Source organism: Streptomyces sp. CA-142005 (assembly GCF_050942335.1).
Taxonomy (GTDB): Bacteria; Actinomycetota; Actinomycetes; order Streptomycetales; family Streptomycetaceae; genus Streptomyces.
The window spans coordinates 4263366-4288170 of record NZ_CP192078.1 but is presented as its reverse complement, the minus strand read 5'-3'; the positions used below and the strand labels follow the sequence as shown (position 1 = coordinate 4288170).

At 73.0% G+C, this 24805-nt stretch carries 17 protein-coding genes; 3 read left to right on the top strand and 14 right to left on the bottom strand.

Going from position 1 to position 24805, the window contains the following annotated elements; all coding sequences use genetic code 11:
- Positions 1-130: 130 nt before the first annotated feature.
- Positions 131-940 carry an ABC transporter ATP-binding protein gene (locus tag ACQPXS_RS20165; RefSeq protein ID WP_433455876.1) on the bottom strand — a complete coding sequence of 270 codons (810 nt, stop codon included), beginning with the start codon at positions 938-940 and terminating at the stop codon, positions 131-133.
- 16 nt (positions 941-956) lie between these two features.
- Positions 957-1871 (bottom strand): ABC transporter permease, encoded by a 915-nt coding sequence (locus ACQPXS_RS20160; RefSeq protein ID WP_433450757.1) that lies wholly within the window; start codon positions 1869-1871, stop codon positions 957-959.
- A gap of 210 nt (positions 1872-2081) precedes the next feature.
- Between ACQPXS_RS20160 and ACQPXS_RS20155 the strand changes: the two genes are divergently transcribed.
- The gene (locus ACQPXS_RS20155) at positions 2082-2708 is read left to right on the top strand and encodes a TetR/AcrR family transcriptional regulator (RefSeq protein WP_351809339.1); all 627 of its coding nucleotides are present in this window, start codon (positions 2082-2084) and stop codon (positions 2706-2708) included.
- A 15-nt stretch (positions 2709-2723) separates the two neighbouring features.
- Here ACQPXS_RS20155 and ACQPXS_RS20150 read toward each other — a convergent pair whose 3' ends face one another.
- The 4 genes from ACQPXS_RS20150 to ACQPXS_RS20135 form a co-directional block, all read right to left on the bottom strand.
- Entirely contained in the window at positions 2724-3668 is a 945-nt protein-coding gene (locus ACQPXS_RS20150) for an ADP-ribosylglycohydrolase family protein (RefSeq protein WP_433450756.1), read from the bottom strand.
- 9 nt (positions 3669-3677) lie between these two features.
- Positions 3678-4658 carry a UDP-glucose 4-epimerase GalE gene (galE, locus tag ACQPXS_RS20145; protein WP_433450755.1) on the bottom strand — a complete coding sequence of 327 codons (981 nt, stop codon included), beginning with the start codon at positions 4656-4658 and terminating at the stop codon, positions 3678-3680.
- An 81-nt stretch (positions 4659-4739) separates the two neighbouring features.
- Complete coding sequence (locus ACQPXS_RS20140; protein ID WP_433450754.1) at positions 4740-6377, bottom strand: glycosyltransferase family 2 protein; 1638 nt, start codon at positions 6375-6377, stop codon at positions 4740-4742.
- Between the two features lie 44 nt (positions 6378-6421).
- Positions 6422-7690 (bottom strand): glycosyltransferase 87 family protein, encoded by a 1269-nt coding sequence (locus ACQPXS_RS20135; protein ID WP_433450753.1) that lies wholly within the window; start codon positions 7688-7690, stop codon positions 6422-6424.
- A gap of 230 nt (positions 7691-7920) precedes the next feature.
- On the opposite strand from ACQPXS_RS20135, the gene ACQPXS_RS20130 reads away from it, so the two are divergent.
- A complete protein-coding gene (locus tag ACQPXS_RS20130) occupies positions 7921-9402 on the top strand; it encodes a glycosyltransferase family 39 protein (protein ID WP_433450752.1) in 1482 nt (493 codons plus the stop codon).
- Between the two features lie 12 nt (positions 9403-9414).
- On the opposite strand, the gene ACQPXS_RS20125 is transcribed toward ACQPXS_RS20130, so the two are convergent.
- Entirely contained in the window at positions 9415-9924 is a 510-nt protein-coding gene (locus tag ACQPXS_RS20125; RefSeq protein WP_433450751.1) for a MarR family winged helix-turn-helix transcriptional regulator, read from the bottom strand.
- Positions 9925-10020: 96 nt separating this feature from the next.
- Here ACQPXS_RS20125 and ACQPXS_RS20120 point away from each other — a divergent pair, with 96 nt between their 5' ends.
- Positions 10021-10434: an organic hydroperoxide resistance protein gene (locus ACQPXS_RS20120; RefSeq protein WP_351809318.1), complete on the top strand. Its 414-nt coding sequence runs from the start codon at positions 10021-10023 to the stop codon at positions 10432-10434.
- Positions 10435-10486: 52 nt separating this feature from the next.
- On the opposite strand, the gene ACQPXS_RS20115 is transcribed toward ACQPXS_RS20120, so the two are convergent.
- The 7 genes from ACQPXS_RS20115 to ACQPXS_RS20085 form a co-directional block, all read right to left on the bottom strand.
- The gene (locus ACQPXS_RS20115) at positions 10487-12721 is read right to left on the bottom strand and encodes a bifunctional glycosyltransferase/CDP-glycerol:glycerophosphate glycerophosphotransferase (RefSeq protein WP_433450750.1); all 2235 of its coding nucleotides are present in this window, start codon (positions 12719-12721) and stop codon (positions 10487-10489) included.
- A 6-nt stretch (positions 12722-12727) separates the two neighbouring features.
- Positions 12728-14929, bottom strand: a complete 2202-nt coding sequence (locus ACQPXS_RS20110; protein ID WP_433450749.1) for a CDP-glycerol glycerophosphotransferase family protein — start codon at positions 14927-14929, stop codon at positions 12728-12730.
- Between the two features lie 150 nt (positions 14930-15079).
- Entirely contained in the window at positions 15080-17308 is a 2229-nt protein-coding gene (locus tag ACQPXS_RS20105; protein WP_433450748.1) for a bifunctional glycosyltransferase/CDP-glycerol:glycerophosphate glycerophosphotransferase, read from the bottom strand.
- Between the two features lie 171 nt (positions 17309-17479).
- The gene (locus tag ACQPXS_RS20100; RefSeq protein ID WP_433450747.1) at positions 17480-18388 is read right to left on the bottom strand and encodes a carbohydrate ABC transporter permease; all 909 of its coding nucleotides are present in this window, start codon (positions 18386-18388) and stop codon (positions 17480-17482) included.
- Positions 18385-19665 carry a carbohydrate ABC transporter permease gene (locus ACQPXS_RS20095; RefSeq protein ID WP_433450746.1) on the bottom strand — a complete coding sequence of 427 codons (1281 nt, stop codon included), beginning with the start codon at positions 19663-19665 and terminating at the stop codon, positions 18385-18387. Before ACQPXS_RS20095 ends, ACQPXS_RS20100 begins: the two co-directional genes overlap by 4 nt.
- A 73-nt stretch (positions 19666-19738) precedes the next feature.
- On the bottom strand, positions 19739-21121 hold the full coding sequence (locus ACQPXS_RS20090) for an ABC transporter substrate-binding protein (RefSeq protein ID WP_433450745.1): 1383 nt from the start codon (positions 21119-21121) through the stop codon (positions 19739-19741).
- 155 nt (positions 21122-21276) lie between these two features.
- On the bottom strand, positions 21277-24648 hold the full coding sequence (locus ACQPXS_RS20085; protein WP_433450744.1) for an FHA domain-containing protein: 3372 nt from the start codon (positions 24646-24648) through the stop codon (positions 21277-21279).
- Positions 24649-24805 lie beyond the last annotated feature (157 nt).

The window sequence follows — 24805 nt, the reverse complement described above, 5'->3', positions numbered from 1 at the left end:
ATACTGTCACTAAGCGGATGAAAGGGATAACCACACGCGGAGTAAGAGAGGGCCCATGAAGGAAGAGCGAGTTCCGTGGCCTGCGGTTTCGCTGCCGGTAACTTTCATGCCACCTTCTTGCTCCGACCGGTCAGGCCGCCTTCTTGGGTGCCGGCTTCTTCGCCGGCTTGTCGCTCTTGTCGCCGGTGAAGGCCTCGTACTCCTTCATGACGTCCTCGGTCGGCCCGTCCATGCGCAACTCGCCGCGCTCCAGCCACAGGACCCGCTCGCAGGTGTCGCGGATCGACTTGTTGTTGTGGCTGACCAGGAAGACCGTGCCCGCGCGCTCGCGCAGTTCACGGATGCGTTCCTCGGAGCGCATCTGGAACTTGCGGTCGCCGGTGGCCAGTGCCTCGTCGATCAGCAGGACGTCGTGGTCCTTGGCGGCGGCGATGGAGAACCGCAGCCGGGCGGCCATGCCGGAGGAGTACGTGCGCATCGGCAGGGTGATGAAGTCGCCCTTCTCGTTGATCCCGGAGAAGTCGACGATGTCCTGGTAGCGCTCCCTGACCTGCTCCCGGGACATGCCCATGGCCAGACCGCCGAGGTGGACGTTGCGTTCACCCGTCAGGTCGTTCATCAGGGCCGCGTTGACGCCGAGCAGGGAGGGCTGGCCGTTGGTGTAGATGTGCCCGTTCTCCACCGGGAGCAGCCCGGCGACGGCCTTCAGCAGCGTCGACTTGCCGGAGCCGTTGGTGCCGATGAGCCCGATGGCCTCACCCTTGTAGGCGACGAACGACACCTTCTTGACCGCGTGCACCCGGCGTACGCCGGCCGCCTGCTCGGCCTGCTTGCGGCGCAGCATGCGGTTGAGGGCGGCGGTGGCGGTGCCGCGGCCGGCGCCGGTGCCGTTGACCCGGTAGACGATGTCGACGTTCTCGGCGATGACGGTGGGGATCATCTCGGTGGGGGTCTGCTCAGCCACGGCCGTACGTCTCCTCAGCCTTCCAGAAGTAGATGAAGCCGCCGATGCCGGCGAGCAGGGCCCAGCCGAACGCGGCCGGCCACACGTGCGGGGGCAGCTGCCTGGCGTGGAAGCTGTCGATCAGCGCGTACCGCATGAGGTCGATGTAGACGGCGGCCGGGTTGGTCTCCAGCAGGACCGTGACGATGTGCGGCAGGTGGTCCTTCTCGGTGAGCTTGCTGATGCTCCACATCACGCCGGACACGTACATCCAGGTGCGCAGGATGAACGGCATCAGCTGGGCGATGTCCGGGGTCTTGGCGCCCCAGCGCGCCATGATCATCGACACGCCCGCGTTGAACACGAACTGCAGGACGAGGGCCGGGATCGCCAGCAGCCAGGAGGCGCTGACCGGGATGCCGAAGCACAGCAGGATGACGATCAGCGCGGCCATGGAGAACAGCAGCTGCTGGAGCTGCTGGAGGCAGAAGGAGATCGGCAGGGCGGCGCGCGGGAAGTGCAGGGCGCGGACCAGGCCCAGGTTGCCGGAGATCGCGCGGGTGCCGGCCATGATCGAGCTCTGCGTGAACGTCCAGATGAACACGCCGGTGACCAGGAACGGGATGTAGTCCGGCACCCCGTGGCTGGTGCCCAGCAGCACGCCGAAGATGAAGTAGTAGACCGCCGCGTTCAGCAGCGGGGTCATGACCTGCCAGACCTGGCCGAGCTTCGCCTGGCTGTACTGCGCGGTGAGCTTGGCGGTGGCGAAGGCGGTGATGAAGTGGCGCCGCTCCCACAGCTGGCGGACGTACTCCGGCAGGGAGGGGCGGGCGCCGCTGACCGACAGGCCGTGCCGGGCGGCCAGCGCCGCGAGGTCGTCGTCGGCCGGGGCCTGGGTGGGGGGCGGTGTGTCGAGGACCTGGCTCACATCCGCTGCTTTCGCTCGGGGGGAGGGGGTGGCGCGTCCGGCTGGGGGGCCGGGGCGCGTCGGGGTCCGTCGTCCGACGTGCGTTCGTTTCCTTACGCTTCTCTTCACGTTCTCTTACGTCGGAACGGGACCGTATCGTCGCATCGTGAGCGTAGAACCAATCGACGTCGGAACGCAACCGTTTCGTCGTAACGGCCTATGCTGTGGGTCATGACCACGAACGCCGACGAGCCGCCGACGCGTCCGCGCCGCCGGACCCCCGCCGGGGCCGCCGTACTCCGGGAGGACGTGACCGAGGCCATCCGGGCGGCGGTCTTCGAGGAACTCGCGGCCGTCGGCTACGCGCGGATGTCCATCGAGGGCATCGCGCGGCGGGCGGGCGTCGGCAAGACCGCGGTGTACCGGCGCTGGCGGTCCAAGCTGCACCTGGTGCTGGACGTCGTCTCGGCGATGGCGGTCCTGGGCTTCCCGGTCCCCGACACTGGCTCCCTGGAGGGCGACCTCCGCCTCCTGTACGAGGTGACCTCCCGCGCCCTGCGCCACCCGGTCGCCTCCCAGATCATCCCCGACCTGCAGGCGGAGGCGGCCCGCAATCCCGACATCGCCGACGCCTTCCAGAAGGCCCTGCGGGACGGCCAGGAGGGCGTGGCCAGCAGGATCGTGGCGGCGGCGGAGGAGCGCGGCGAGGTACGGGCGGGCGTCGATCCCGACCTCGCGCTCGACCTGATCTCCGGCCCGCTGTACTGGCGTGCGGTGGTCATCAGATCCCCGAAGCTGCCGAAGGGCTACCTGGACCAACTGGCCCGGGCCACGGCGGGGGCGCTCAAGGCGTTGTGAGGCGGGGCACGACCGCTACGCGGGTGCGATCAGGCGCTCTGCCAGTTCGGTCAGGTCCTGTGTGCGCAGTACGCGGCCGTCGAACCCCGGTAGCGGCACGTGCAGGGGCTCGGTCCAGCGTGTCGGTATCGATCCGGCTCCGTACACCGCCCCCGCCAGCGCCCCCGTGACCGCCGCCACGGTGTCCGTGTCTCCGCCGAGGTCGATCGCCGCGCGGACCGCTTCCTCGTACGACGTCGTGGTCCGCAGCGCCCACACCGCCGAGCCGAGACACGGCCACACCGCGCCGTTGAACTCGGTCGCCTGGTCTGGGTGCCAGTCGGGGGAGAGGACCACCTCGTACCGGGAGCGGTGGGCGGGGTGGAGGGCAGCCAGGGTTGCCGGCAGGGCGGTGAGGGGGTTCTCGCCGGTCAGGGCCACGCGCATCAGGTCGTGCAGTGCTGCCGTGCCCTCCCAAGCCGCGCCGTCGCCGTGGGTAAGCGCGGAGAGGCGGCGGGCGGCCTCCATGGTGGCCTCGCGGCCGTCGCGGGCGAAGTACACCGCCGAGGGGGCGGCTCGCATCAACGCGCCGTTGCCCGCCGCTCGCAGGTTGACCTGGAAGTGCAGGGCGGCGGCCGTGTCCCAGGGGTCGCCGCTGGTCAGGACCGCCTCCGTCTGGAGGCCGATGTCCTTCGGGCCGGCTGCCGCCCAGCGCTGGAAGCGGTGGAAGAGGTCCGGCAGGTCCATGCCGCCGTGGTCCAGCAGGGACTGGGCGGTCAGGACGGCCATCTGGGTGTCGTCCGTCGCCTCGCCCGGCTCCCAGCCGCCGCCTCCGCGCATCTCGCCGCCGTGGCCGGGAGCGGGGAAACGGGCGGAGAAGGCGCCCTCGGGACCGAATTCGAAGGGGGCTCCGAGGGCGTCGCCGACGGCGGAGCCGAGTACGGCGCCGACCGCGCGTTCGCGAATTCCGGGAAGGGGCACCGGCGCAGCCTACGACCGTGCCGCTTCCGGGTGGTGGTGTACCCAGCCGTACCAGGCCGAGGTGATCATGTCCTGGACGTCGTACTTGGCGTGCCAGCCCAGTTCCGTGGCGATACGGGCGGCCGAGGCGACGACGCGTGCCGGGTCGCCGGGGCGGCGCGGGGTGACGGTCGGCGGGCGGTTGTAGCCGGTGACCGCGTTGATCCGGTCGATCATCTCGCGGACCGACACGCCCTCGCCGCGGCCGATGTTGAGGGTCGTGTCGGTGCCGGGGGAGGAGGCCAGGGCGCGGGCGACGGTGACATGGGCCTCGGCCAGGTCGACCACGTGGATGTAGTCGCGTACGCAGGTGCCGTCCGGCGTCGCGTAGTCGTCGCCGAAGATGCGCGGCGGCGCGCCCTCGGTGAGCTTCTCGAAGACCATGGGGATGAGGTTGAAGACGCCGGTGTCGGCGAGTTCGGGGCCGGCCGCGCCCGCCACGTTGAAGTAGCGCAGGGACGCCGTGGACATGCCGGTCGCCCTGCCCGTCGCGCGCACCAGCCACTCGCCGGCCAGCTTCGTCTCGCCGTACGGGGACATCGGCAGACAGGGGGTCTCCTCCGTGACCAGGGCGACGTCCGGCATGCCGTAGACGGCGGCCGAGGAGGAGAAGACGAAGGACGGGATCTCCGCCCGTGTCACCGCCTCCAGGAGGGTGCGCAGGCCCTCGACGTTCTCCCGGTAGTAGTGCAGCGGGCGCTCCACCGACTCGCCCACCTGCTTCTTCGCCGCCAGATGCACGACCCCGCTGATCTCGTGCTCGGCGAGCGTGCGGGCCACAAGCTCCCCGTCCAGGACCGAGCCCCGCACCAGGGGGACCTCCGCCGGTACGCGCCCCGCGACGCCGGTGGACAGGTCGTCGTAGACGACCGTGCGCTCGCCCGCCTCGGTCATCGCCCGTACGACGTGTGCCCCGATGTATCCGGCACCGCCGGTGATCAGCCAGGTCATTGCGGCCGTCTCCTCGTCAGTTGGCCCGTTCTGTCGCTCGGTGGAGCAGCGGGCGTCTTCCAGTGAAGCAGCAGGCGGTCCTCAGTGAAGCAGGCGGCGGAGTCGGCCGCGCGCCACCTGCAGTACCCCGCGCACGCCGGTCGCCACGCGCACGGCCAGCGCGCCGGAGTGCGTGGCGTACGGCTGCACCAGGAGCACACCGTGCCGGGCGCTCGGGACGGCGCTCCGGCGCAGCCGGCCGGCGCCCGCCAGGGCGTGCGCCGTCACATCGCGCTGTGCGCCGTCGGCGAAGCGCACGGTCAGCCGCAGGTCCCAGGTGCCGGCGCCGAGCCCGGCCAGGTCGACGGGCAGCTCGGCCGACCAGCTCTCCGGGCCGCAGGGCGTGAGCGGGGTCGTCGTGCGCCCCCGCGTCCGGTCGTCGTCCCGGGACTGCCACTCCACGTCCACCTCGCGCGGGCCCGCCTCCGCCACCCTGCCGTACAGCTCGTGCAGTCGCAGACGGAGCGTCGAGGCACGCGCGCGTGGCCGCAGTTCCGCGTCGACCACGAGCGGGAGCACACCGGTGGGGCGGGTCAGGAACGGTGTGAGGGTGACCTGGGGGAGGTCGGGGGACCAGACCGGGACGCCGTCGGGCGTGCGGGCGTAGGGCGGCAGCAGGCGCGCCGGGCGGGCGGCCAGCTCGCGCAGCCGGGGCAGGTCGCGGGGCTCGGGCGACTCCAGGACGACCCGTGCCAGCAGCCGGCCCGGAGCGCTCGGGTTCAGCTCCCAGTCGGCGGCGTCGTAGCGCGCCAGGTACTCACGGGTGTGCGCCCACCACGCGCGCCGGTAGTGCGCGTCGCGCAACCCCAGCTCGCGCGCGTACATCCGCACCTCGTGGTCGAGGAACTTGGCCCGCGCCGCCCGCGCCAGCTCCTTCTGCCCGGCGCCCAGCAGAATGTCGTACGCCAGCGCGCACGCCTCCACGCGCGCCTTCCAGTTGTCGATGTGCTCCCGGTCCAGCGAGAGCGACAACTGCTCGGCGGCGCGGCGCACATGCCACACGTACACGCGGTCCGGTACGAGCGCGATGCGCGGGCCGGCGGCCAGCACGCGCGCGGTGAAGACGATGTCCTCGTAGAGGAAGCGGCCCTCGGGGAAGCGGATGCCGTGCTCGCGCAGGAAGTCGGTGCGGTACAGCTTGTTGACGCACAGCGTGTCGTGGACCAGGCGGGGCCGCTGCGCGGGGCGCGCGAGCACGGTGTGCGCCGTGTAGAGGGGCGCCTGCCAGGGTTGTTCGCGCCCCGAGGGCAGCTCCCGGCGCACGCACAGCCCACTCGCCACCTCGGCGTGCGCCCCCGTGGCTGCCGCCAGCAGCGCGTCCACCGCACCGGGCGGCAGCACGTCGTCGCTGTCCAGGAACATCACGTACGGGGTGGTCACCGCGTCGATCCCGGCGTTGCGCGGGCTGCCGCAGCCGCCACTGTTCACGCTCCGGCGCACCACCCGCAGCCGGGGCTCGTCGGCGGCCAGTCGGTCGAGCAGTTCGGCGCTGCCGTCCGTGGAGCAGTCGTCCACGGCGACGACCTCGGCGACCGCCGGCCCCTGGGCGAGCGCCGACCGCACGGCGTCACCCACGTGCGCGCTGTCGTTGTAGCCGATGACGACGACACCGACCTGCGCCGGACGCGGCGACTCGGCGGTACCTGCTGTATCGGGTGTGTCGGTCGGGTCTGATCGCATCGGGTCCACAGGCCGGGAGCGTAGAAATGTTCGGTAATACGCCGTTAAGAGAGGCTTAGTGCTCGGTCCGGAAGACGGTCGGAATCGGTTCGGGGTTCCGTTGTTTGCACGGTCTTTCCATCCGGGCCCGTCGAGCGCCACAACCGCACGAACGACAGCACGGCCGCGGCCGCCAGGATCCCGTTGCGGGCCAGCATGAGAAGACAGCCGGTCCAGGCGCCCTCGACCACCTCGGTGTAGTGCATCGGGAACACCAGGGTGGTCAGCGCGGCCGCCGCCAGCACCAGCGCCGCCACGGGCCGCTGGCTGGTGTGCCGCGAGGTCAGGCACACCCCGGCGAGACCGAGCAGCCAGATCATGTACTGCGGGCTGATCACCCGGCTGGTGACCGTGAAGAGCAGCACCGCGCTCAGCGCCGCGTCGTACGGCGTGGCCTCGCTCCAGCGTTGCGCCTGCATCCGCCACAGCACCAGCAGCGTGAGGGCGACCGCCGTCAGTGTCAGGGAGGCGGTGACCACGGCGGACACGTGCGGGCCGACCAGCTCGGTGGCGCCGTACTGGTAGCGCGCCCGGCCCGGCCAGCCGGCGTGCCGCGCCAGGTTCAGCACGGTACCGCCGAGTGACTCGATCTGCACGCCCCGCCCGCCCTGCCCCCGCAGAAAGGACAGGGGGTGGTCGAACGACACGGCGAGCGCTCCGAGCAGGGCGGCTCCGACGGCTGTCGCCCACCCCCACGCCCGGCGAGTCGACGGCCCCGGGGGCGTGCCCAGCAGCACCAGCGCCGGCCATACCTTCACCAGCGCGCCCAGCGCGCCGAACACCCCGCACGCGCGCGTGGAGCGCTTCAGCGCCAGCAGGGAGAGCACCGCGAGGGCGGTGACCTGGACGTCGTACCGGGCGAGCGGGAGGTGCAGCAGCAGCGGCAGTCCGCCGGTCCACAGGGCCGCGCCGAGCAGGCTGCGTCCGGGACGTCCGCCCACGCGCGTCAGTGCCGTCGTGACCAGCGCATCCATCGCCAGAGTGAGCAGCACGAACGCCTGGAAGTACGGCAGCCACGGCAGCAGGCGCGGCGCGAGCAGGACCACGCCGGCGCCCGGCGGGTACTGCCACAGCATGTCGTGCGCCGGGAACGAGCCGTGCGCGAGGACGCCGTACCAGTAGCCGTACAGCCCCGACACCTCACGGCTCACCGTGCCCCCGCCCAGCAGTGGGGCGTTGTCGTGGGTGAGCAGCCACAGCATCACGGCGCGGGTGGCCAGCCAGAGGGCAGTGACGCCGAGCACCGGACCGGAGTTGACACGGAGACGGTTCATCGCATGGGAGCCTAAGCGCCGCGGATGGTGTATCCATGCCGATACGCCGTCATGGTCTGAAAAGCATTGGCTAATCGCAATAGATCGGGCGGACCGTGGTGAACGTCGGGCTTCCTGCGAAACCGCAGTCGCGCAGGGCGGCTGCGAGGGCAGTCGTCGGGCCGGCCGGCGGGGCGACGCGCGCGCCCCGCGGCCACCGGACCGGGATACGCCGCCGGACCGCCGTGGGGGTGCCCGCGCTGGTGATGCTCGCGGTCGGGCTCTGGGGGCTGGACCGGGGCGGGATGTGGCGCGACGAGGCCGTCAGCCTCCAGGTCGGGCGGCGTACGGTGCCGCAGATCTGGCTGCTGCTGCACGACGTGGACGCCGTGCACGGGCTGTACTACCTCCTGATGCACGCCGTCCTCGCCGTCCACCCCGGCGAGGTCGTCCTGCGGCTGCCGTCGGTGTGCGCGGCGGCGGTGACGGCCGCGCTGGTGGCGGCGCTCGGCACCCGGCTGGCCCGGCCGCGCGTCGGACTGTGGGCCGGGCTGCTGTACGCCGTGGCGCCGATGGCCGGGCACTATGCGCAGGAGGGCCGCAGTTATGCCCTGGTGGCCGCCGGGGCGGCCGGGGCGACGCTGCTGCTCGTCCGGGCCGTGCAGCGCGGTTCCTCGCGTTCCTGGGCGGCGTACGGCGCCGTCCTCGGTCTCACCTGCTGGCTGCACGAGTTCGCGGTGCTGCTGCTGTGCGCCCACGGGGGGTCGCTGGCGCTGGCCCGTGTCGGGCGGCGCATGTGGCGGGGGTGGGGGTGTGCCGCAGGCGCGGTCCTGGTGTCACTGGTGCCGATGGTTCTGGTGTCGCGGGGGCAGGCGGCGCAGGTGGCGTGGCTGCGCAGGCCCACGGCGGTGACGGCGGAGGAGCTGCTGCGGTGTTTTCTCGGGCCTTCGGGAGGGGTGTACGCGGTGTGTCTGGGCCTTGCGTCGGTCGCGTTGGCGGGGCTCTTCGGGCGGCGGGGGGAGATCACTCTCGTGGGGGTGGCGCTGCCGTTGACCGTGGTGCCGCCTGTGCTGTTGATGCTGGCTTCCCAGGCCTCGCCGCTGTTCGTGGACCGGTATGTGCTGTACGCGCTGAGCGGGGCGCCGCTGCTGGTGGCGGCGGGTGCCGAGCGGCTGGCCGGGGTGGTGGGCCGGCCGGCCGCCGACGGCAGGCCGGGACGGCGCCCCCTGTCGCAGTCCCCCCTCGTCACCCTCACCGGTGTCCTGGCGATCGCGCTGTCCTTCGTGCACCAGCTCCCCGTCCTGCGCGCGGACCGCGACCCGGCCACCCGGCCCGACGATCTCGGTGCCGTCTCCCGGGTGGCGGCACGGGAGCTGGGGCCCGGGGATGCCGTGCTGTTCCTGCCGGCACATGAGCGGAACGTGGCCCTGACCTATCCGGGCGCGTTCCGGGGGTCGCGGGACGTGCTGCTGGTGGAGCAGGCCGCCGGGTCGGGGACGCTGTACGGGCGGGAGGCCGGGCCGCGGGAGGTGCGGTGGCGGCTGGAGCGGCTGGACCGGGTGTGGGTCGTGGCGGACCCGGGTCTGCTCGCCGGGCGCTGGAGCCCGCGCAGGCCCACCGAGCGGGCCAAACTCGCCGTGCTGCGGGCGGAGTTCACCGGGCGGGAGCGGGTCCGGCGGGGCGGGATGGTCGTACGGCTGTACGTCCGTAAGCCCGTGAGGCCCCGTGACTGAGGCCCGCGTCGGCTAGTCCTCCTCGCGTCCCGCTTCCAGGGCCGCCGCGTCCAGTGCGGCCGTGAGCCGGTCGAGGCGTTCGTGCAGTTCGGTGATCTCCGCCAGGTCGAAGCCGGTCGCCCGGGCGATGCGGCGCGGCACCTCCAGCGCCCGCTCGCGCAGCGCCGCGCCCTCCTCGGTCAGCCGGACCTGCACCGAGCGCTCGTCCCGGGCGCTGCGCTCCCGGCGCACCAGGCCGGCCGCTTCCAGCCGCTTGACCAGCGGGGACAGCGTGCCGGAGTCGAGCCGCAGCTGCTCGCCGAGCTTCTTGACGGGCAGGTCGCCCTGCTCCCAGAGCACCAGCATCACCAGGTACTGCGGGTAGGTGAGCCCGAGGTCCTTGAGGATCACGCGGTAGACGCCGTTGAAGGCGCGGGACGCGGCGTGCAGGGAGAAGCAGATCTGGCGGTCCAGGCGGAGCCAGTCGGCTTCGGCGGCGGTGGGCGAGGCGGTCATGGGTCCAGGATAGCTCTTGCGAGCCATTCAGTTGTGCACAACTTAATTGTGTGCTCTACTTGTGCCCGCAAGCACGCGGCAACCCCGCAGCGGACACCGCATCGAACCGAGAGGACGGGTCCCATGGACGCGCTCTACACCGCAGTCGCCACCGCCACCCACGGCCGTGACGGTCGTGCCGTCTCCTCCGACGGCAGGATCGACCTCCAGCTCGCCCCGCCGGTGGAGCTGGGCGGCAATGGCCAGGGCACCAACCCCGAGCAGCTCTTCGCCGCCGGTTACGCCGCCTGCTTCGGCAGCGCCCTCGGCCTGGTCGGCCGGCAGGCCAAGGTCGACGTCAGCGACGCCGCGGTGACCGCCGAGGTCGGCATCGGCAAGCAGGGCGAGGGCTTCGGGCTGAAGGTGACGCTGCGCGTCGAGCTGCCCGGCACCGTGGACGAGGAGACCGGCCGCAAGCTGGTCGAGACCGCCCACCAGGTCTGCCCCTACTCCAACGCCACCCGCGGCAACATCGACGTCGACCTCGTCATCGAGTGACCCGGGCGGCCCGGGGTGCCGGTGGCCGCCTCGGCACCGGCACCCCGGCGTCCTACGCCGAGGTCAGCGTGCCCCGGCCCACCGTCTGGCCCGGGATCCGGACCGCACCCGGTCCGGTCATCGGCTCGCCCAGCAGCAGCGTCCGTACGACGCGGTCGGCGGCCCGGCCGTCGTCGAACTCGCAGAACCGGGCCCGGAACAGCGCGCGCAGCCGGGCCGACTCCTCGTCCCGCCAGGACCCGGAGGCGAACAGCCCGGACAGCTCCCGGTAGGAGCGCGTGACATGGCCCGGCGGCTCGGCGGTGATGTCGAAGTACGCGCCCCGGGCGGCCGAGAACGCGGGCCAGTCGTCGGCGTGCACCACGATCGGCCGGTCCAGGCAGGCGTAGTCGAACATCACCGACGAGTAGTCCGTGACCAGCACGTCCGCCGCGAGCAGGACGTCCTCCAGGCGCGGCTCGTCGGTCGCGTCGACCACGATCCCGCGCCGGGCCAGCTCCGCCAGCCCCATGCCGCGCGCCGGGCCGGCCGCCAGCGACGGGTGCAGCCGGACCACCAGGGTGTACCCCTCGCCCCGGCCCTCGCCCAGGCTCTTCCCGAGGTCCGCCGCGAACCGCACGAGGTCGATCCGGTCCACGTGCCCGCTGCGGCGGTAGTCCCGGCGGGTCGGGGCGTACAGCACGACCGTGTCCGTCTCCGGGATGCCGTGACGCTGCCGGAAGTCGCTGTCGCCGCCCCTCACCAGCACGTCGTTGCGCGGACTGCCGGTGCGCAGCGAGGTGAAGTGGCATGGGTAGGCCCGCTCCCAGACCAGCTCGGAGTGCCGGTTGGCGACCAGGCTGTAGTCCCAGCGGTCGGCCCGGCGCAGCATCTGCGGCACGTCGAAGCCGAGCCGGGCGCCCGGCTTGTCCAGCAGGTCGGCACCCATGTACTTCAGCGGGGTGCCCTGATGGGTCTGGATGTGCACGCTGCCGGGCCGCTTGACCAGCGTGCCCGGCCAGTTGACGTCGTTCACGAAGAACTTCGCCCGCGCCGTGACCTCCAGATAGCGCCGGGAGCCCACGATCACGTGCTCCACGTCCGGCGGCAGCCCGGCGGCCGTCTCCTCGTCCTTCATCGCCCACACCCCGCGCAGCTGCGGGGCGATCTCCCGGGCCTTGGCGTACACGGCGGCCGGGTCGCCGAGCATGCCCCGGTGCGAGGACGCCGAGTAGACGACCAGGTGCGGGTCCAGCGGCCGGTGCGTGTGCAGGGCCGCCCAGCCGGAGCGGGCCCGCGCGGCGGCCGCACCGCGGAGCAGACCGGCCCGGCGCGCCGTCTCCCGTCCGGCCCGCGCCGCCTGCCGCCTGATCCGGTACGCCGTCCAGGAGCCCTCCAGCAGGCCGGCCTCGCCGTCGGTCAGGGCGCCCTGCGCCGGCTTGTGGCGCCGGAACATCTCCCGCGTGCGCCGGAAGAACTCGGCCTTGTCCGCGGGCGGCAGCCGGTCCGGCTTGGCCAGGATGTCCAGGCAGTGCTCGCCCATCTTGCGGTGCAGGTACGGCCGCCAGTGCGCGAGCCGGTGCCGCTGCTCGACGAACGCGAAGACCCGCTCGTACTGGTCGTGGATGTCGAAGTGCTTGCGGCTGGTCGTGGACAGGATGTTGCCCTGCCGGCGCTGCCGGTAGTTCAGGCAGATCCGGTCCAGGGTGGCGATGCTGCGGGCGCTGAGCATGACCGGGAAGGTCCAGGGGGTGTCCTCGTAGTAGCCCGGCGGGAACTCGAAGCCCTCCGCCTGCACGAACTCCCGCCGGTAGACCTTGTTCCACACCACCATCAGCAGGTCGAGGATCCGCGGGTAGGCGTCGGCGGTGAAGGTGCCCGGGCCGGCCTCGGCGAGCACCTCGGCCAGGACGTTGCGCCGCGTGCCGCCCCACCAGTAGGCGCGCGCGTAGTCGAAGACCAGCACGTCCGGGTCCTCGGCCTCCGCCAGCCGGTCGGCGATCGCCCTGAGCGCGCCCGGGGTGAGGGTGTCGTCGCTGTCCAGGAAGAACAGGTAGTCGCCGGTGGCGTGCGGCAGCCCGGCGTTGCGGGCGCGGCCGAGGCCCACGTTCTCCGGCAGGTGCAGCACCTTCACGCGCGGGTCGCGCCCGGCGTACTCGTCGAGGATCGCGCCGCAGCCGTCCGGGGAGCGGTCGTCCACGGCGATCAGCTCGAAGTCGTCGAAGGACTGCAGCAGCACCGAGTCCAGGCACTCGCGCAGAAAGCCCTGCACCTTGAAGCAGGGCACGATCACACTGAAGCGGGGCACGGCGGGTCAGCTCCTCACGAGGGTCGCGGCGGCGGGGGCGGGGACGCGCTGCGCGAGCGGGATCACGGGCGGGACCGCCTCGGGCGGCTCGCCGAGCAGCACCCGCCGTACGACGCGCTCGGCGGCCCGTCCGTCGTCGAACTCGCAGAACCGCTCCCGGAACGCGGCCCGCAGCGCGGCCGCCTCCGCGCCCGCGTACGAGCCGTCGCGGAAGACGGCGGCCAGCTCCCCCGGGGTGCGCGCGACCGGTCCCGGCGGCTCGGCCATCAGATCGAAGTAGACGCCCCGCGTCTCCCGGTAGACGTCCCAGTCGTCGGCGTACACCACGATCGGCCGGTCCAGGTTGGCGTAGTCGAACATGATCGACGAGTAGTCGGTGACCAGCGCGTCCGCGGCGAGGCAGACGTCCTCGGAGGAGCGGTGCGCGGTGACGTCGATGATCCGGCCGTCGCTGCGGCCGGGACCCCGGTCGTAGAAGTAGTGGGCGCGCAGCAGGACGACCACGTCCTCGCCGGCCGCCTCGCAGAAGGCCTCGAGATCCAGGCCGGGCTCGAAGCCGGTGTGGTGGTCGCGGTGGGTCGGCGCGTACAGCACGGCCGTCTTGTCCTCCGGGACGCCCAGCCGGCGCCGGATGCGGGCCACGTCCTCGGCGGTCGCCGTGTAGTAGACGTCGTTGCGCGGATAGCCGTACTCCAGCGCCTCCCAGGAGCCGGGGAAGGCGCGCTCCCACATCTGGGTGGAGTGGCGGTTGGAGGAGAGGTTGAAGTCCCAGCGGTCCACCCGGCCGAGCAGCCTGGTGAAGCTGCCCGACTGGGCGGCCACCACCGTGTACGTCGACTGGTCCACGCCCATCGTCTTCAGCGGGGTGCCGTGCTGGGTCTGCAGGTGCACGCTGCCGGGCCGCTTGACGACGCCCTCGGCGAAGTTGGCGTTGTTGACCAGGTACTTGGCCCGGGCCAGCACCTCCCAGGAGCGGCGGGAGCCGATCACCGCGTACTCCACGCCCTCCGGCATCGCGTGCGCCTGGTCGGCCTCGACCAGGAACACCGAGCGGATGTGCGGGGCGAGTTCGCGGGCCTTGGCGTGGATCGCGGCCGGATTGCAGGCGTAGCCCCGGCCCCAGTAGGCGCAGTACACGGCCAGGTTCTCGTCGAGCGGGCGGCGCAGGTCGCGGGCGTAGCGCAGCCGGGTGCGCACCGCGCGCGGGCGGGGCAGGCGCTCGGCGGTGTCCGTGGCCAGCCGGTTGGCGCCGCGCAGCGCCCGGAACGCGCTGTACGCCCCGGTCGCCAGCAGCCGGTGCTGCACGCCCAGGCTGCCGCCGGGCGCCCGGAAACCGGCCGGCCGGTGGCGCCGGTACAGACGGGCGGCGCGGCGGAAGAACGCCCGGTGCCCGGACGGCAGCCGCTCCGGCCGGGATGCGGTCTTCAGCACCTGGGTGAACAGCTGCTCGAAGAGCGCGCGCGTCCGCTCGGCGGGCAGCTCCAGCTCGGCGGCCCGGGTCAGCACGAGCTCCACCTGGTCGAGCAGCTCGTGCTGGTGCGGCCCCGGCAGATTGAGCCGGCTGCCCTGCCGGCGCAGCCGGTGCCGTACGACGACCCGGCGCAGCACCGCGATCCGCCCGGCCGCGAGCGTGGTCAGCCCGCCCCAGCCGAGGTCGGTGAAGTGGCTGTCGGGGAAGGCGAGCTTGTGCTCGGTGAGGAAGCTGCGGCGGTAGACCGCGCTCCACGCCGGGAGCTGTACACCGGTCAGCTCCGGCAGGTCGGCGGGGGCGAAGGCGCCCTTCGGGGCCCCGGCGAACAGCGGCCTGGCCGGGTTGGTGGGCTCGCCCTCCCACCAGGGGGCGCGCTCGTGCTCGACATGGAGCACGTCCACGCCGGCGGTCTCGGTCAGCCGGGCGTCCAGCGCCGCGAGCGCGCCCGGCAGCAGCAGGTCGTCGCCGTCGAGGAACAGCACGTACGCGCCGGTCGCCGCCTGGACACCCGCGTTGCGCGCCCCGCTCAGACCGGCGGACGGCGGCGAGTCGACCGGGGTCACCCGGGGGTCCCGCTCCGCGTACCCGGCGGCCACGGCGGCGGCCGGGGAGTCGGGGCCGTCGCAGACCGGGATCAGTTGCAGATCGCCGAACGACTGGCCGAGTACCGAGTCCAGCGCCTGGGACAGCCGGGCGGCGACCCCGTGGGACGGGACGATGATGCTGAAGCGGGGCATTCTGCTCTTTCTGTTGTCTTGCGGACCGTGTCCCGCGGACGAGGCCTGTCACGCGACCGGGCCGCCCCGCCGGACGCCAGGTGGACGGCCGGCTCGGGGTGGGCCGCGTCGAGCCGAGGGGCACGGGAACTCCCGAAAGGACCAACGCCGTCAGCGCCTCTCGGTGACGGGGAGGGAACCGGAAGGTTGCGGCACGGTGGCCAGCGGCGACTGCCCACAGGCCGACGGCACCGGCTTGCGCTCCGCGAGCGGCACCACCGGCGGCAGACCCGTCTCGCCCAGCACCACGTGCCGGACGACCCGCTCGGCGGCGCGTCCGTCGTCGTACGGGCAGAACCGCTGCCGGAACGCCGCCCGCTGCTGGGTCGAGCGCGAGCCGCGCCAGTGCCCGGTCGCGAAGATGTCGATCAGCTCGTCCTCGCTGTGCGCGACCGCGCCCGGCGGGAAGGTACGCAGGTCGAAGTAGGTGCCACGGGCCGCCCGGTACGCCTCCCAGTCGCCGGTGTGCACCACGATCGGCCGGTCCAGGCCGGCGTAGTCGAACATGATCGACGAGTAGTCGGTGACCAGGGCGTCCGAGGCCAGGCACAGGGACTGCACGCTCGGGTGGTCGCGGACGTCGATGACCCGGGGGCCCTCGGGACACCGGTCGCCGTGGGTACGCGCCAGGATCACGAACCGCGGGCCGAGGCGGCGCACGATCCGCTCCAGGTCCAGCAGCGGGTGCTGGGTGCGCAGGTAGTCCCGGTGGGTCGGCGCGTACAGGATCGCGACCGCGCCCTCCGGGATGCCCAGCGAGGCGCGCAGCCGGGCCACGTCCGCCGAGGTCGCCCGCTGGAAGACGTCGTTGCGCGGGGCGCCGTACTCCAGCGTGGTGTAGCGGCCCGGGAGGACCCGCTCCCAGGTCAGGGTCGAGTGCCGGTTGCCCGACAGCAGGAGGTCCCACTGGTCGACGCCGCGCAGCAGCCGGGCGAAGTCGGTGTCGCGGGCCGCCGCCGGGCGTTCCTGCAGGTCCAGGCCCATGTGCTTCAGCGGCGTGCCCTGCCGGGTCTGGAGCAGGATCTGCCCGGGCCGCTTGCGCAGGTCCGGGTCCAGGACGTCGTCGGTGACCAGGTACTTGGCGCGGGCCAGCGCCGTCCAGTAGGCGGGGCTGCCGGGCCGCAGCCGGCGCGGGCCGGGCGGGACCGTGTGCTCGTGCCCGGGGCGGGCGATCCAGGCGGTGTGGATGTGCGGGGCGTGGGTGCGGAAGGCCTCCTCCAGGGCGGCCGGGTCGCCGCCGTGGCCCCGGCCCGCGCCGGAGGTGAACACCGCCCGGTCGGCGCGGACGGGCAGCCGCAGCTGGATCCGGTAGTGCAGCCGCAGCACGCCGGTCCGTACGGCGCGGGCCGGCTTCACGGCCGCCTTGATCGTGCGCCGGCGCATGGCCGAGACCAGCCGGAACGCGCGGAAGGTGCGGTGCAGACCGAAGCGGACCAGGATGTTCCGGCGGCGCATCCGGGTTCCGGGGACGCGGTAGCGGCGGTAGTGGGCGCGGGCCCGGCGCAGGAACTCGCCGTGGCTGCCGCGCGGCAGGCGGTTCCGCTTGGTGAACACCGTGGCGTAGTGGTCGATCATGCGGCGGAACAACTCCGGCCGCCACCGCGCCAGTTCGGGGTGGTCCTCGACGTACGCGAACACCCGGTCGTACTGCTCGAAGAGATCGAAGTGCCTGCGGCTCGTGGTGCCGAGGATGTTGCCCTGCCGGCGCTGCCGGTAGTGCACGCACACCCGGTCCAGGGTGGCGATCGACTCCGCCGTCATCAGCACGGGGAAGGTCCAGGGGGTGTCCTCGTAGTAGCCCCGCGGGAACGCGAAGCCGTGGGCCTCGACGAACTCCCGCCGGTACGCCTTGTTCCAGGCCACCATCAGCACCCTGAGCAGCCCCGGCCGGTCCTCGAGGCGGAACGGCGCCGGGCCCTGCTCGGTGAGCGTTCCGGCGAGCTGGTTGCGCACCGCCCGGCCGTCCCAGTACGTGCGCGCGTAGTCGTACACCAGGACGTCCGGCTCGCCGGAATCCTTGATCCGGTCCGCGATCGCCCTGAGCGCGTCCGGGGTGAGGGTGTCGTCGCTGTCCAGGAAGAGCAGGTAGTCACCGGTCGCCTCGGCCAGCCCCGCGTTCCGGGCCCGCCCGAGGCCCCGGTTCTCGGCCAGGTGCACGGGCCGCACCCGCGCGTCCCGGGCCGCGTACTCGTCGATGATCGCCCCGCAGGCATCCGGTGAGCAGTCGTCCACGGCGATCAGTTCCAGATCGGGGTACGACTGCGAGAGCACCGAGTCCAGGCACTCGGAGAGATACGCCTGGACCTTGTACGCGGGGACAATGACACTGAACCTGGGCAAGGGACATCCAAGGGTCGTCGGTCGGCGCGGGGTTTCTGACCGGAAACGGCCGATGGAATGAATTGGTTACGGTTCGTGCGGCATATGGGGGACGGCGGGGGGACGACGGATGAACGGCGAGGGGCGGACCCCCTGGTGGCCCGCCCCTCGCAAGGGTGCTGACGAACGCCGTTACTTGACCGCGCCCGCCATCACCCCGGACACGAACTGACGCTGGAACGCGAAGAACACGGCCAGCGGGATCACCATGGAGATGAACGCGCCGGGTGCCAGCACGTCGATGTTGTTGCCGAACTGCCGTACCTGCGTCTGCAGCGCGACCGTGATCGGCTGGGTGCCGGACTTGGTGAACACCAGCGCGACCAGCATGTCGTTCCACACCCACAGGAACTGGAAGATGCCGAGGCTCGCGATCGCCGGACCGCCGAGCGGCAGCACGACCCGCGCGAACAGCCGGAGTTCACCGGCGCCGTCCAGGCGGGCCGCCTCCAGCAGCTCGCGCGGGATCTCCGCGAAGAAGTTCCGCAGCAGGAACACCGCGAACGGCAGTCCGAAGCCGGTGTGGAACAGGATCACGCCGAGGATGGTCCCGAACAGGCCGACCTTCCCGAACAGTTCGGCGATCGGGATCAGCGCCACCTGTACGGGGACGACCAGCAGGCTCACCACACCCAGGAACCACCAGTCCCGGCCCGGGAACTCCATCCACGCGAACGCGTAGCCCGCGAGGGAGCCGACCACGACGACCAGCAGCGTCGCCGGGACCGTGATCAGCACGGTGTTCCAGAGGGAGTGGGTGATGTCCCCGTTCTCCAGCAGTTTCCGATAGCTGTCGAAGGTCAGCTGGGACGGCTCGGCGAACACCTTCCACCAGCCGCTCGCGCTCATGTCCTCCGGCGCGCGCAGCGAGGAGACGAGCAGCCCGATCGTCGGCACCAGCCAGAACAGACCGACCACGATCAGGAACACGCGGACCAGCCCGCCGCTCAGCCTCTCGGTGATCTTCGAGCCGAGGGACCGGCGTGCCTTCACCGTCTGCACGGGCCCGACCTTCCCGATGCTCCCGGCGGTCGCCGTCATCGCCGCACCTCCCGCCGCAGCCGACGAACGTTGAACAGCATCACGGGAATCACCAGCACCAGCAGCAGCACCGCGATCGCGCTCGCGACGCCCGGCTGGTTCTCGGCGAAGCCCTTGCGGTACAGCTCCAGGGCGAGCACGTTGGCGTCGTCCTGGGAGGAGCCCGGGGCGATGATGTAGACGAGGTCGAACACCTTCAGCACGTTGATCATCAGCGTGACGGTGACGACCGCGAGGACCGGCGCGAGCAGCGGCACGGTGACCTTGCGGAACACCTGCCACTCGGTGGCGCCGTCCACCCGCGCCGCCTCCAGCAGCTCCCGGGGCACGCCCGCGAGCCCGGCCGCGATCAGCACCATCGCGAAGCCCGCCCACATCCAGACGTACGCCCCGATGACCGCCGGGGTGACCAGCGCCGGGCCGAGCCACTCGACGCCGTTGTACGGCTCCTTGAAGTTGCCCGCCGGAAGGCGCAGATGCGCGCCGTCGGCGGAGGCGGGCAGCGTGAACGTGCCGTCGCCGGCCGCCTCGGTGGAGGCGACCACCTTGCCGTCCTTCACCGCCTCGATCCGCATCCCGGCGTAGCCCCGCTCGGACGGGTCGGGCGCGCCGAGCCGTCCCACGCCCTTGCCGCGCGTGAAGTCCTGCCAGGTGGTGCCGGTGATCTTCCCGGGCTCGGGCCGGGCGGCCACCGCCTTCTTCGCGCCGTCCGGCATCTGGTCCGGGGCGACGCCGACGAGCGGCAGGGTGACCGTCTGCCCGGCGTGGACCGTGGTCTTGGTGACGAAACCGCCGTTCTGCGCGACGAGCGGCGACTCACGGCCCGGGTGGGCCTTCGGGAACGCCGACGACTGCGCGAAGGTGTCGTGGACACCCACCCACACCGCGTTCGCGACCCCCTTGTGCGGATCCTGGTCGTACACCAGTCGGAAGATGATCCCGGCCGCCAGCATCGAGATCGCCATCGGCATGAAGACGACCAGCTTGAACGCCGTTCCCCAGCGCACCCGTTCGGTCAGCACCGCGAAGATCAGACCGAGCGCGGTGGAGACCGCGGGAGCGAACACCACCCAGATGACGTTGTTCTTCAGGGCGGTGCGGATGCCGTCGTCGGTGAAGAGCGTCTTGTAGTTGTCGGCGCCGGTGAACCCGTCGCCGGAGGCGTTGTAGAAGCTGCGGATGACCGAGTACCCGATCGGGTAGACCACGAGCGCGCCGAGCAGCACCAGGGCGGGCAGCAGGAACAGCGCTGCCACGGTCCGGCGGGTGCCGGTCACGCTCCTACGACTGCGGGGCGCGGCGGGACCCGGTGAGGCCCCCGCCGCCGTTGCCGCCGACGCCATCGCCGGATCAGCTCCCGCTTCCGTACGCGGCCGCCGCGTCCTTCTCCAGCCTGGCCTGGGTGCCCGCCACGTCCGCCGGGTTCTTCAGGAAGTCCTGCAGGTCCTTCCACTCGCCCTTGCCGGGGGTGCCGCCGAAGGCCTGCGGGGCCTGGTCGGACATGTCGAAGCGGAAGTCGTCGCCGGAGGCGATCAGCGCCTTGGCGATCTTCTGCTGCACCGCGTTCGGGTACGCCGAGACCGGCACGTTCTTGTTCGGCGAGAGATAGCCGCCGAGCTTCGCCTGGATCGTCGCCGCGTCCGGTGAGGCGAGGAAGGTGACCAGGGCCTGGGCCGCCTTGGAGTCCTTCAGGATCACCGCCGCGTCACCGCCGGAGACCACCGGCGCGGCCGAGCCGACCGCCGGGAACGGGAACACCTTCGCGTCCGTGCCCACCTTCGCCTTGGTCTCACCGATGTTGACCTGCACGAAGTCGCCCTCGTAGACCATCGCGGCCTTCGGCTGGTCGCCGCCGGTGAAGGTCTGGGTGACCGAGGACGGGAACTCCGTCTGCAGCGCGCCGTCCTGGCCGCCCGCGAGGTAGTCCTTCTTGCCCCAGATCTGCGCCAGCGTCGTCAGCGCCTGCTTGACCGAGGGATCCGTCCACTTGATCTTGTGCTGGGCGAGCTGGTCGTACTTCTCGGGGCCGGCCTGGGACAGATAGACGTTCTCGAACCAGTCCGTCAGCGTCCAGCCGTCCGCACCGCCCACCGAGAACGGCGTGACCCCGGAGTCGTACACCGCCCGGGCGGTGGTCAGCAACTCCGGCCACGTCTTCGGCTCCTTGGCGCCCGCGTTGTCGAAGACCTTGGTGTTGTACCAGATCAGCGACTTGTTGGCGGCCTTGTAGTAGACGCCGTACTGCTTGCCGTCGACCTTGCCGATGTCCTGCCAGCCCTGGGAGTAGTTCTTCTGCAGCTCCTTCTGGGCCTCCGCCCCGAGCGGCTTGGCCCAGCCCCGCTGCACGGCCTGCTTGATGGCGCCGGGCTGCGGCAGCATGGCCACGTCCGGCGGCTGGCCACCGGCGATCTTCGAACCGACGAAGTTGATGATCGGGTCCTGGGCGGGCACGAAGGTGACCTTCGCGCCGGTGCGCTTCTCGAACTCGGCCAGGACCTGCTTGAAGTTCTTCTGCTCCTGACCGGTCCACACGGCGGCGATCTCCAGGTTCGCGCCGTTCAGCTTCGGCAGGGTGACGGTGGAGCCGGTGGCTCCGCCGGTCTTCTCGCCGCTGCCCTTCCCGCCGTTGTCATCGCTGCCGGAGCAGGCGCTCAGGGCGAGGGCTCCGGTGAGCAGCGCGGCGAATGTGGTGACGGTCCTGCGTGTCCGGATGGTGCTGCTCTTGCTGCGCATCACTTCCCCGTTCGTCGTTCTCCATTGAACGTAAAGAAGACTGTCCCGTGCGGTCCGGTGTACGCCGGGCCGCTCGGGACGGGCAAGAGCGCCTGCTGTGTCAAACGGGTCATCGTGACCGGCTCGTGACCGGCGGTGTATGCGTGCCTCCCCGGCTACAGCAAAGACGGCACCTCCGCCGCCGACACCTCCCGGGCCGCCCGCTCCACCGCGCTCGCCAGCAGGGCCAGGTCGGTGGGGCCGTTGCCCAGCTCCCGCACCGGCCGGCGGGCCGGGGGATCGCCCATGCGCTGCCAGTCCAGCGGGACCACCGTGGGCCGCTGGGTCGCGGTGCGCGGGATGCGGCCCGTCACCCGGCCGCCCTGGAAACCGACGGCCCGCCCGTCCGCGTACGCCAGCCGGCCACGCCCCGGCGCCGGTTCGTCCGGCCCCTGCTGCGGAGCGTCCAGCACGACCCGCAGGGCCGCCCGCCGCGCGGGCTCGGTCTCCGCCGTTCGGCCCCCGGTCCCGGCCGCCGCCACCAGATGCACCCCGAGCCGCTCGCCCTCCCGGGCCACCGCCTCCAGCGCGCGCAGCACCGAACCGGCGGCGGGCCGGCCCGGCGAGCCGAGCGGGGGTGAGACCAGCGCGTCCAGGTCGTCCACGACGACCACGAGCCGCGGCAACGGTGGCGCCGCCTCGGCCCGTTGCCGCGAAGCCGCCCCCGGCCGCAGCCGCAGGGTGGAACTGGGCGGCGCCTCCAGGTCACCGGTGGCGGGGGCCGGTGCGCGCTGGGCGACGATCCGGCCGGACACCTCGTGCCCCGCGTGCCACTGCGCGAAATCGGACCGCCCCAGCAGCTCCGCCCGCCGCTTGAGCTCGGCGGCCAGCGACTGGGCGAACTCGCGCATGCGCACGGGGTCGTTGGCGACGAGGTGGGTGGTGACATGCGGTATGTCGGTGCACACGCGCAGTCCCTCGCCGTGCGCGGCGCTGGTCCCGACCCCGTCCCGGCCGTCGATCAGCACGACGCCCAGCCGGTCCGGCCGCTCGGCGGCGGCCAGCGAGGCCACCACGGCCCGCAGCAACTCCGTACGACCGCTGCCGGACGGCCCCTCGATCAGCAGGTGCGGTCCGTCGGCCACCAGGTCGGCGGTGAGCGGCCCGCGCGGCCCGGCACCGAGCACCGCCCGCGCCCGGCCGCCCAGGGCCTGGGTGTCGTCGGCCGCGTCGGCCCAGCGCGCCATCAGCGACGCCGGGGTGGCCCGGGCCAGCCCCAGCTCGTCCAGCAGCCGCGCCGACTGCGGCAACGGCGCCGCCACGCGCGTGTCCCGCTCGCCGGCCGGGCCGTCCGGCCGCAGCGGCGCCAGCGCCCGGGCGAACCGCTCCGCCCAGGCGAGGGACACGGCGTCCACGGCGGCGACCGTCCCCGGCTCGACGGGTCCGCCCGGCGCCACCCGCAGCAGGTGCACCGCCGTCGTGACATCCCCGCTGAGCAGCGCCACGGCACCGCAGTGCCGGAAGGTCGGCGTCACCGCGCACGCGGCCTCGTACGTCCGCGCCACGGGGGAGGCGGGCGAGGCGGGGGCGGTCTCGGCCAGACAGACCACATGGATCCCGGCCCGCGGGCCGGCCACGGCCAGCCGCGCGACCGCCTCCCGCAGCGCGCCGCCACCGGGGTCTCCGTCCACGACGACGACGGTGTAGGGACCGGCGAAACCGCTGCCTCCGCCGACCTCGGCGTCGTCCCTGGCCCAGGAGGGGCGGTGGGTGGGGGCCGAGGGGGCGGCCGACGGGTGGGTGCCGCCGTGGGCAGGGCCGGTGGGGATGTGGCCGGGCGCGGGATCGCCCTCGCCGGTTCGGCCGGGGGCGAGTCCCTGGGCCGGGATGCCGGTGGCGTGAGCGGTGGCGCCGACGGGGGTGCCGGGTGCGGGGGCGGGGCGGGCCGCGGTCGTGCCGGTCGCCGTGTGGTCGTCGACCCGGCGCAGGAGTTCCTCCGTGCGGGCCGCCGCCTGCTCGCGGTCGAAGGCCAGCAGCAGCCGGCAGTCCTGGCCGTGGCCCGGCCTGACGTGCGGGAGCCAGCCCAGCCAGGACCACTCGGCCGTGCGCTCCTCCACGGGGCGGGAGCGGTCGGCGCTGATCAGCACGATCTCCAGCAGGTCGGGGGAGTGCAGCGCGGCCAGCTGGGCCAGCACCGCGCGGGTCAGCCCGGACAGCCGGGGGCGCGGGCCGGCCAGGCCCAGTGCGCCCGCCTCGCGCAGTGCCGCCGTCACGGGCACCGCGGGCACCAGGCCGGAGCCGTCCGGCGCGCTCCGGTCCGCCGTACCGAGCCGCACGGTCAGCGTCTCCGGATGACGGGCTTCACGCTCCCACAGCCGGGGCCCCGGGCCGAGCGCCGTCAGCAGCAGTGCGGCGGGATCCGGCCAGGTCTCGGGCTGCTGCGGCGCGGTGGCCGCCGGGCCGGTGCCGGCACGGGCGCCGGTGCCGTCGTACGCCCCGGCGCCGGCGGACTGTTCGCCACGCCCGCCGGCCAGCCGGCGCGCCCAGGCACCGAGCCCGCGCCGCCGTGCGCCCTGCGGGGCGTCGATGCCCCGGACGGGAGTGTTCTTGCGGCCACCGTCCGGCGGCGCCTCGTCCGTCCCGTCGACGCCGAACCGCCCCGCGTGCGTGTCCCCGCCGCGGGCGGCACCGGGCGCGCTCTCGATCCGGGGTGCCCCGCCCTGCCCGGGCACGACGGCCGGCCCCCGCTGATGCTCCTGCCCCCCGCTGCCGGAGGTCCCCCAGCCGTCGGAGCCGTAGCTGTGCTGCCCGGTCGCGGAGACGGCCCCGGCACCTGCGGGCGGCGAACCGGAGAAGGCCGAAGGCCGGTCCGCGGAGTCGCCCGTTCCCGTGAGGACAACCCGAAGGCATCCCTCCCCGTCGGAGACGGTCCGCGCGCCCGGTCCCCCGGACGGAGCAACCCGCAGCGCCGATTCCCCGATCCGCAGCAAGCCCCCGGCGGGGACCCGCACCGGGCGCTCGCCCACCCGGACCCCGTCCAGCGTCGTGCCGTTCGTGGAGCCGAGGTCGGCGACGGACACCCGCCCGTCCGCCCCGACGGTGACCACGCAGTGCAGCCGGGACACGTCGGGGTCGTCCAGCGGGACGTCCGCGTCGGCCGAGCGGCCCACGGTGATCCGGCCGCCGTGCAGCAGATGGACGCCGCCCGCGTCCGGGCCCGCCACGACATGCAGCTGGGTGGGCGCGTCGTCCAGCTCGGGATGCGGCTCGGGGGCCGCCGGGGCGCCCAGGGACAGCACCGCGCCGTCGACCAGCGGGGGCTCGCCGAGGGCGCAGCGGCGGGCGTCCAGCCGCTCGGTGCCGGCGTAGAGCACTACGGGGGAGTTGGGGGCGTCGCGGCCCTCCCCGGTGACCACCCCGGCCAGCGCCGTCGCGACCGCGGCCAGGTCCGTGCCGGTGGGCGCCGTGACCAGCACGTCGCGGCTCGCGGCGCGGCCCCGCTGCGGGGCCGGGCCCAGCGGGTCTACGACGGTCAGCCGGATCTGCATCCCCACCCCACACGAGCACGTCGGCCAGTACTGCAGGGCATCCTCGCACCTGCCACCGACAACGCGCCCGGGACCCGGCATCAAGTGATCTTGATTGGTCGGCTCTGCCCCCAAAAGTGCCTGACCAGTGCCGCACAGACGATCACTTGAGATCGGT

Bases quoted from the DNA above. Each gene is read 5' to 3' on its own strand.
- ACQPXS_RS20165 (WP_433455876.1), bottom strand. From the start codon at position 940: ATGATCCCCACCGTCATCGCCGAGAACGTCGACATCGTCTACCGGGTC.
- ACQPXS_RS20155 (WP_351809339.1), top strand. From the start codon at position 2,082: ATGACCACGAACGCCGACGAGCCGCCGACGCGTCCGCGCCGCCGGACC.
- galE (WP_433450755.1), bottom strand. From the start codon at position 4,658: ATGACCTGGCTGATCACCGGCGGTGCCGGATACATCGGGGCACACGTC.
- ACQPXS_RS20140 (WP_433450754.1), bottom strand. From the start codon at position 6,377: ATGCGATCAGACCCGACCGACACACCCGATACAGCAGGTACCGCCGAG.
- ACQPXS_RS20135 (WP_433450753.1), bottom strand. From the start codon at position 7,690: ATGAACCGTCTCCGTGTCAACTCCGGTCCGGTGCTCGGCGTCACTGCC.
- ACQPXS_RS20125 (WP_433450751.1), bottom strand. From the start codon at position 9,924: ATGGCTCGCAAGAGCTATCCTGGACCCATGACCGCCTCGCCCACCGCC.
- ACQPXS_RS20120 (WP_351809318.1), top strand. From the start codon at position 10,021: ATGGACGCGCTCTACACCGCAGTCGCCACCGCCACCCACGGCCGTGAC.
- ACQPXS_RS20110 (WP_433450749.1), bottom strand. From the start codon at position 14,929: ATGCCCCGCTTCAGCATCATCGTCCCGTCCCACGGGGTCGCCGCCCGG.
- ACQPXS_RS20100 (WP_433450747.1), bottom strand. From the start codon at position 18,388: ATGACGGCGACCGCCGGGAGCATCGGGAAGGTCGGGCCCGTGCAGACG.
- ACQPXS_RS20090 (WP_433450745.1), bottom strand. From the start codon at position 21,121: ATGCGCAGCAAGAGCAGCACCATCCGGACACGCAGGACCGTCACCACA.
- ACQPXS_RS20085 (WP_433450744.1), bottom strand. From the start codon at position 24,648: ATGCAGATCCGGCTGACCGTCGTAGACCCGCTGGGCCCGGCCCCGCAG.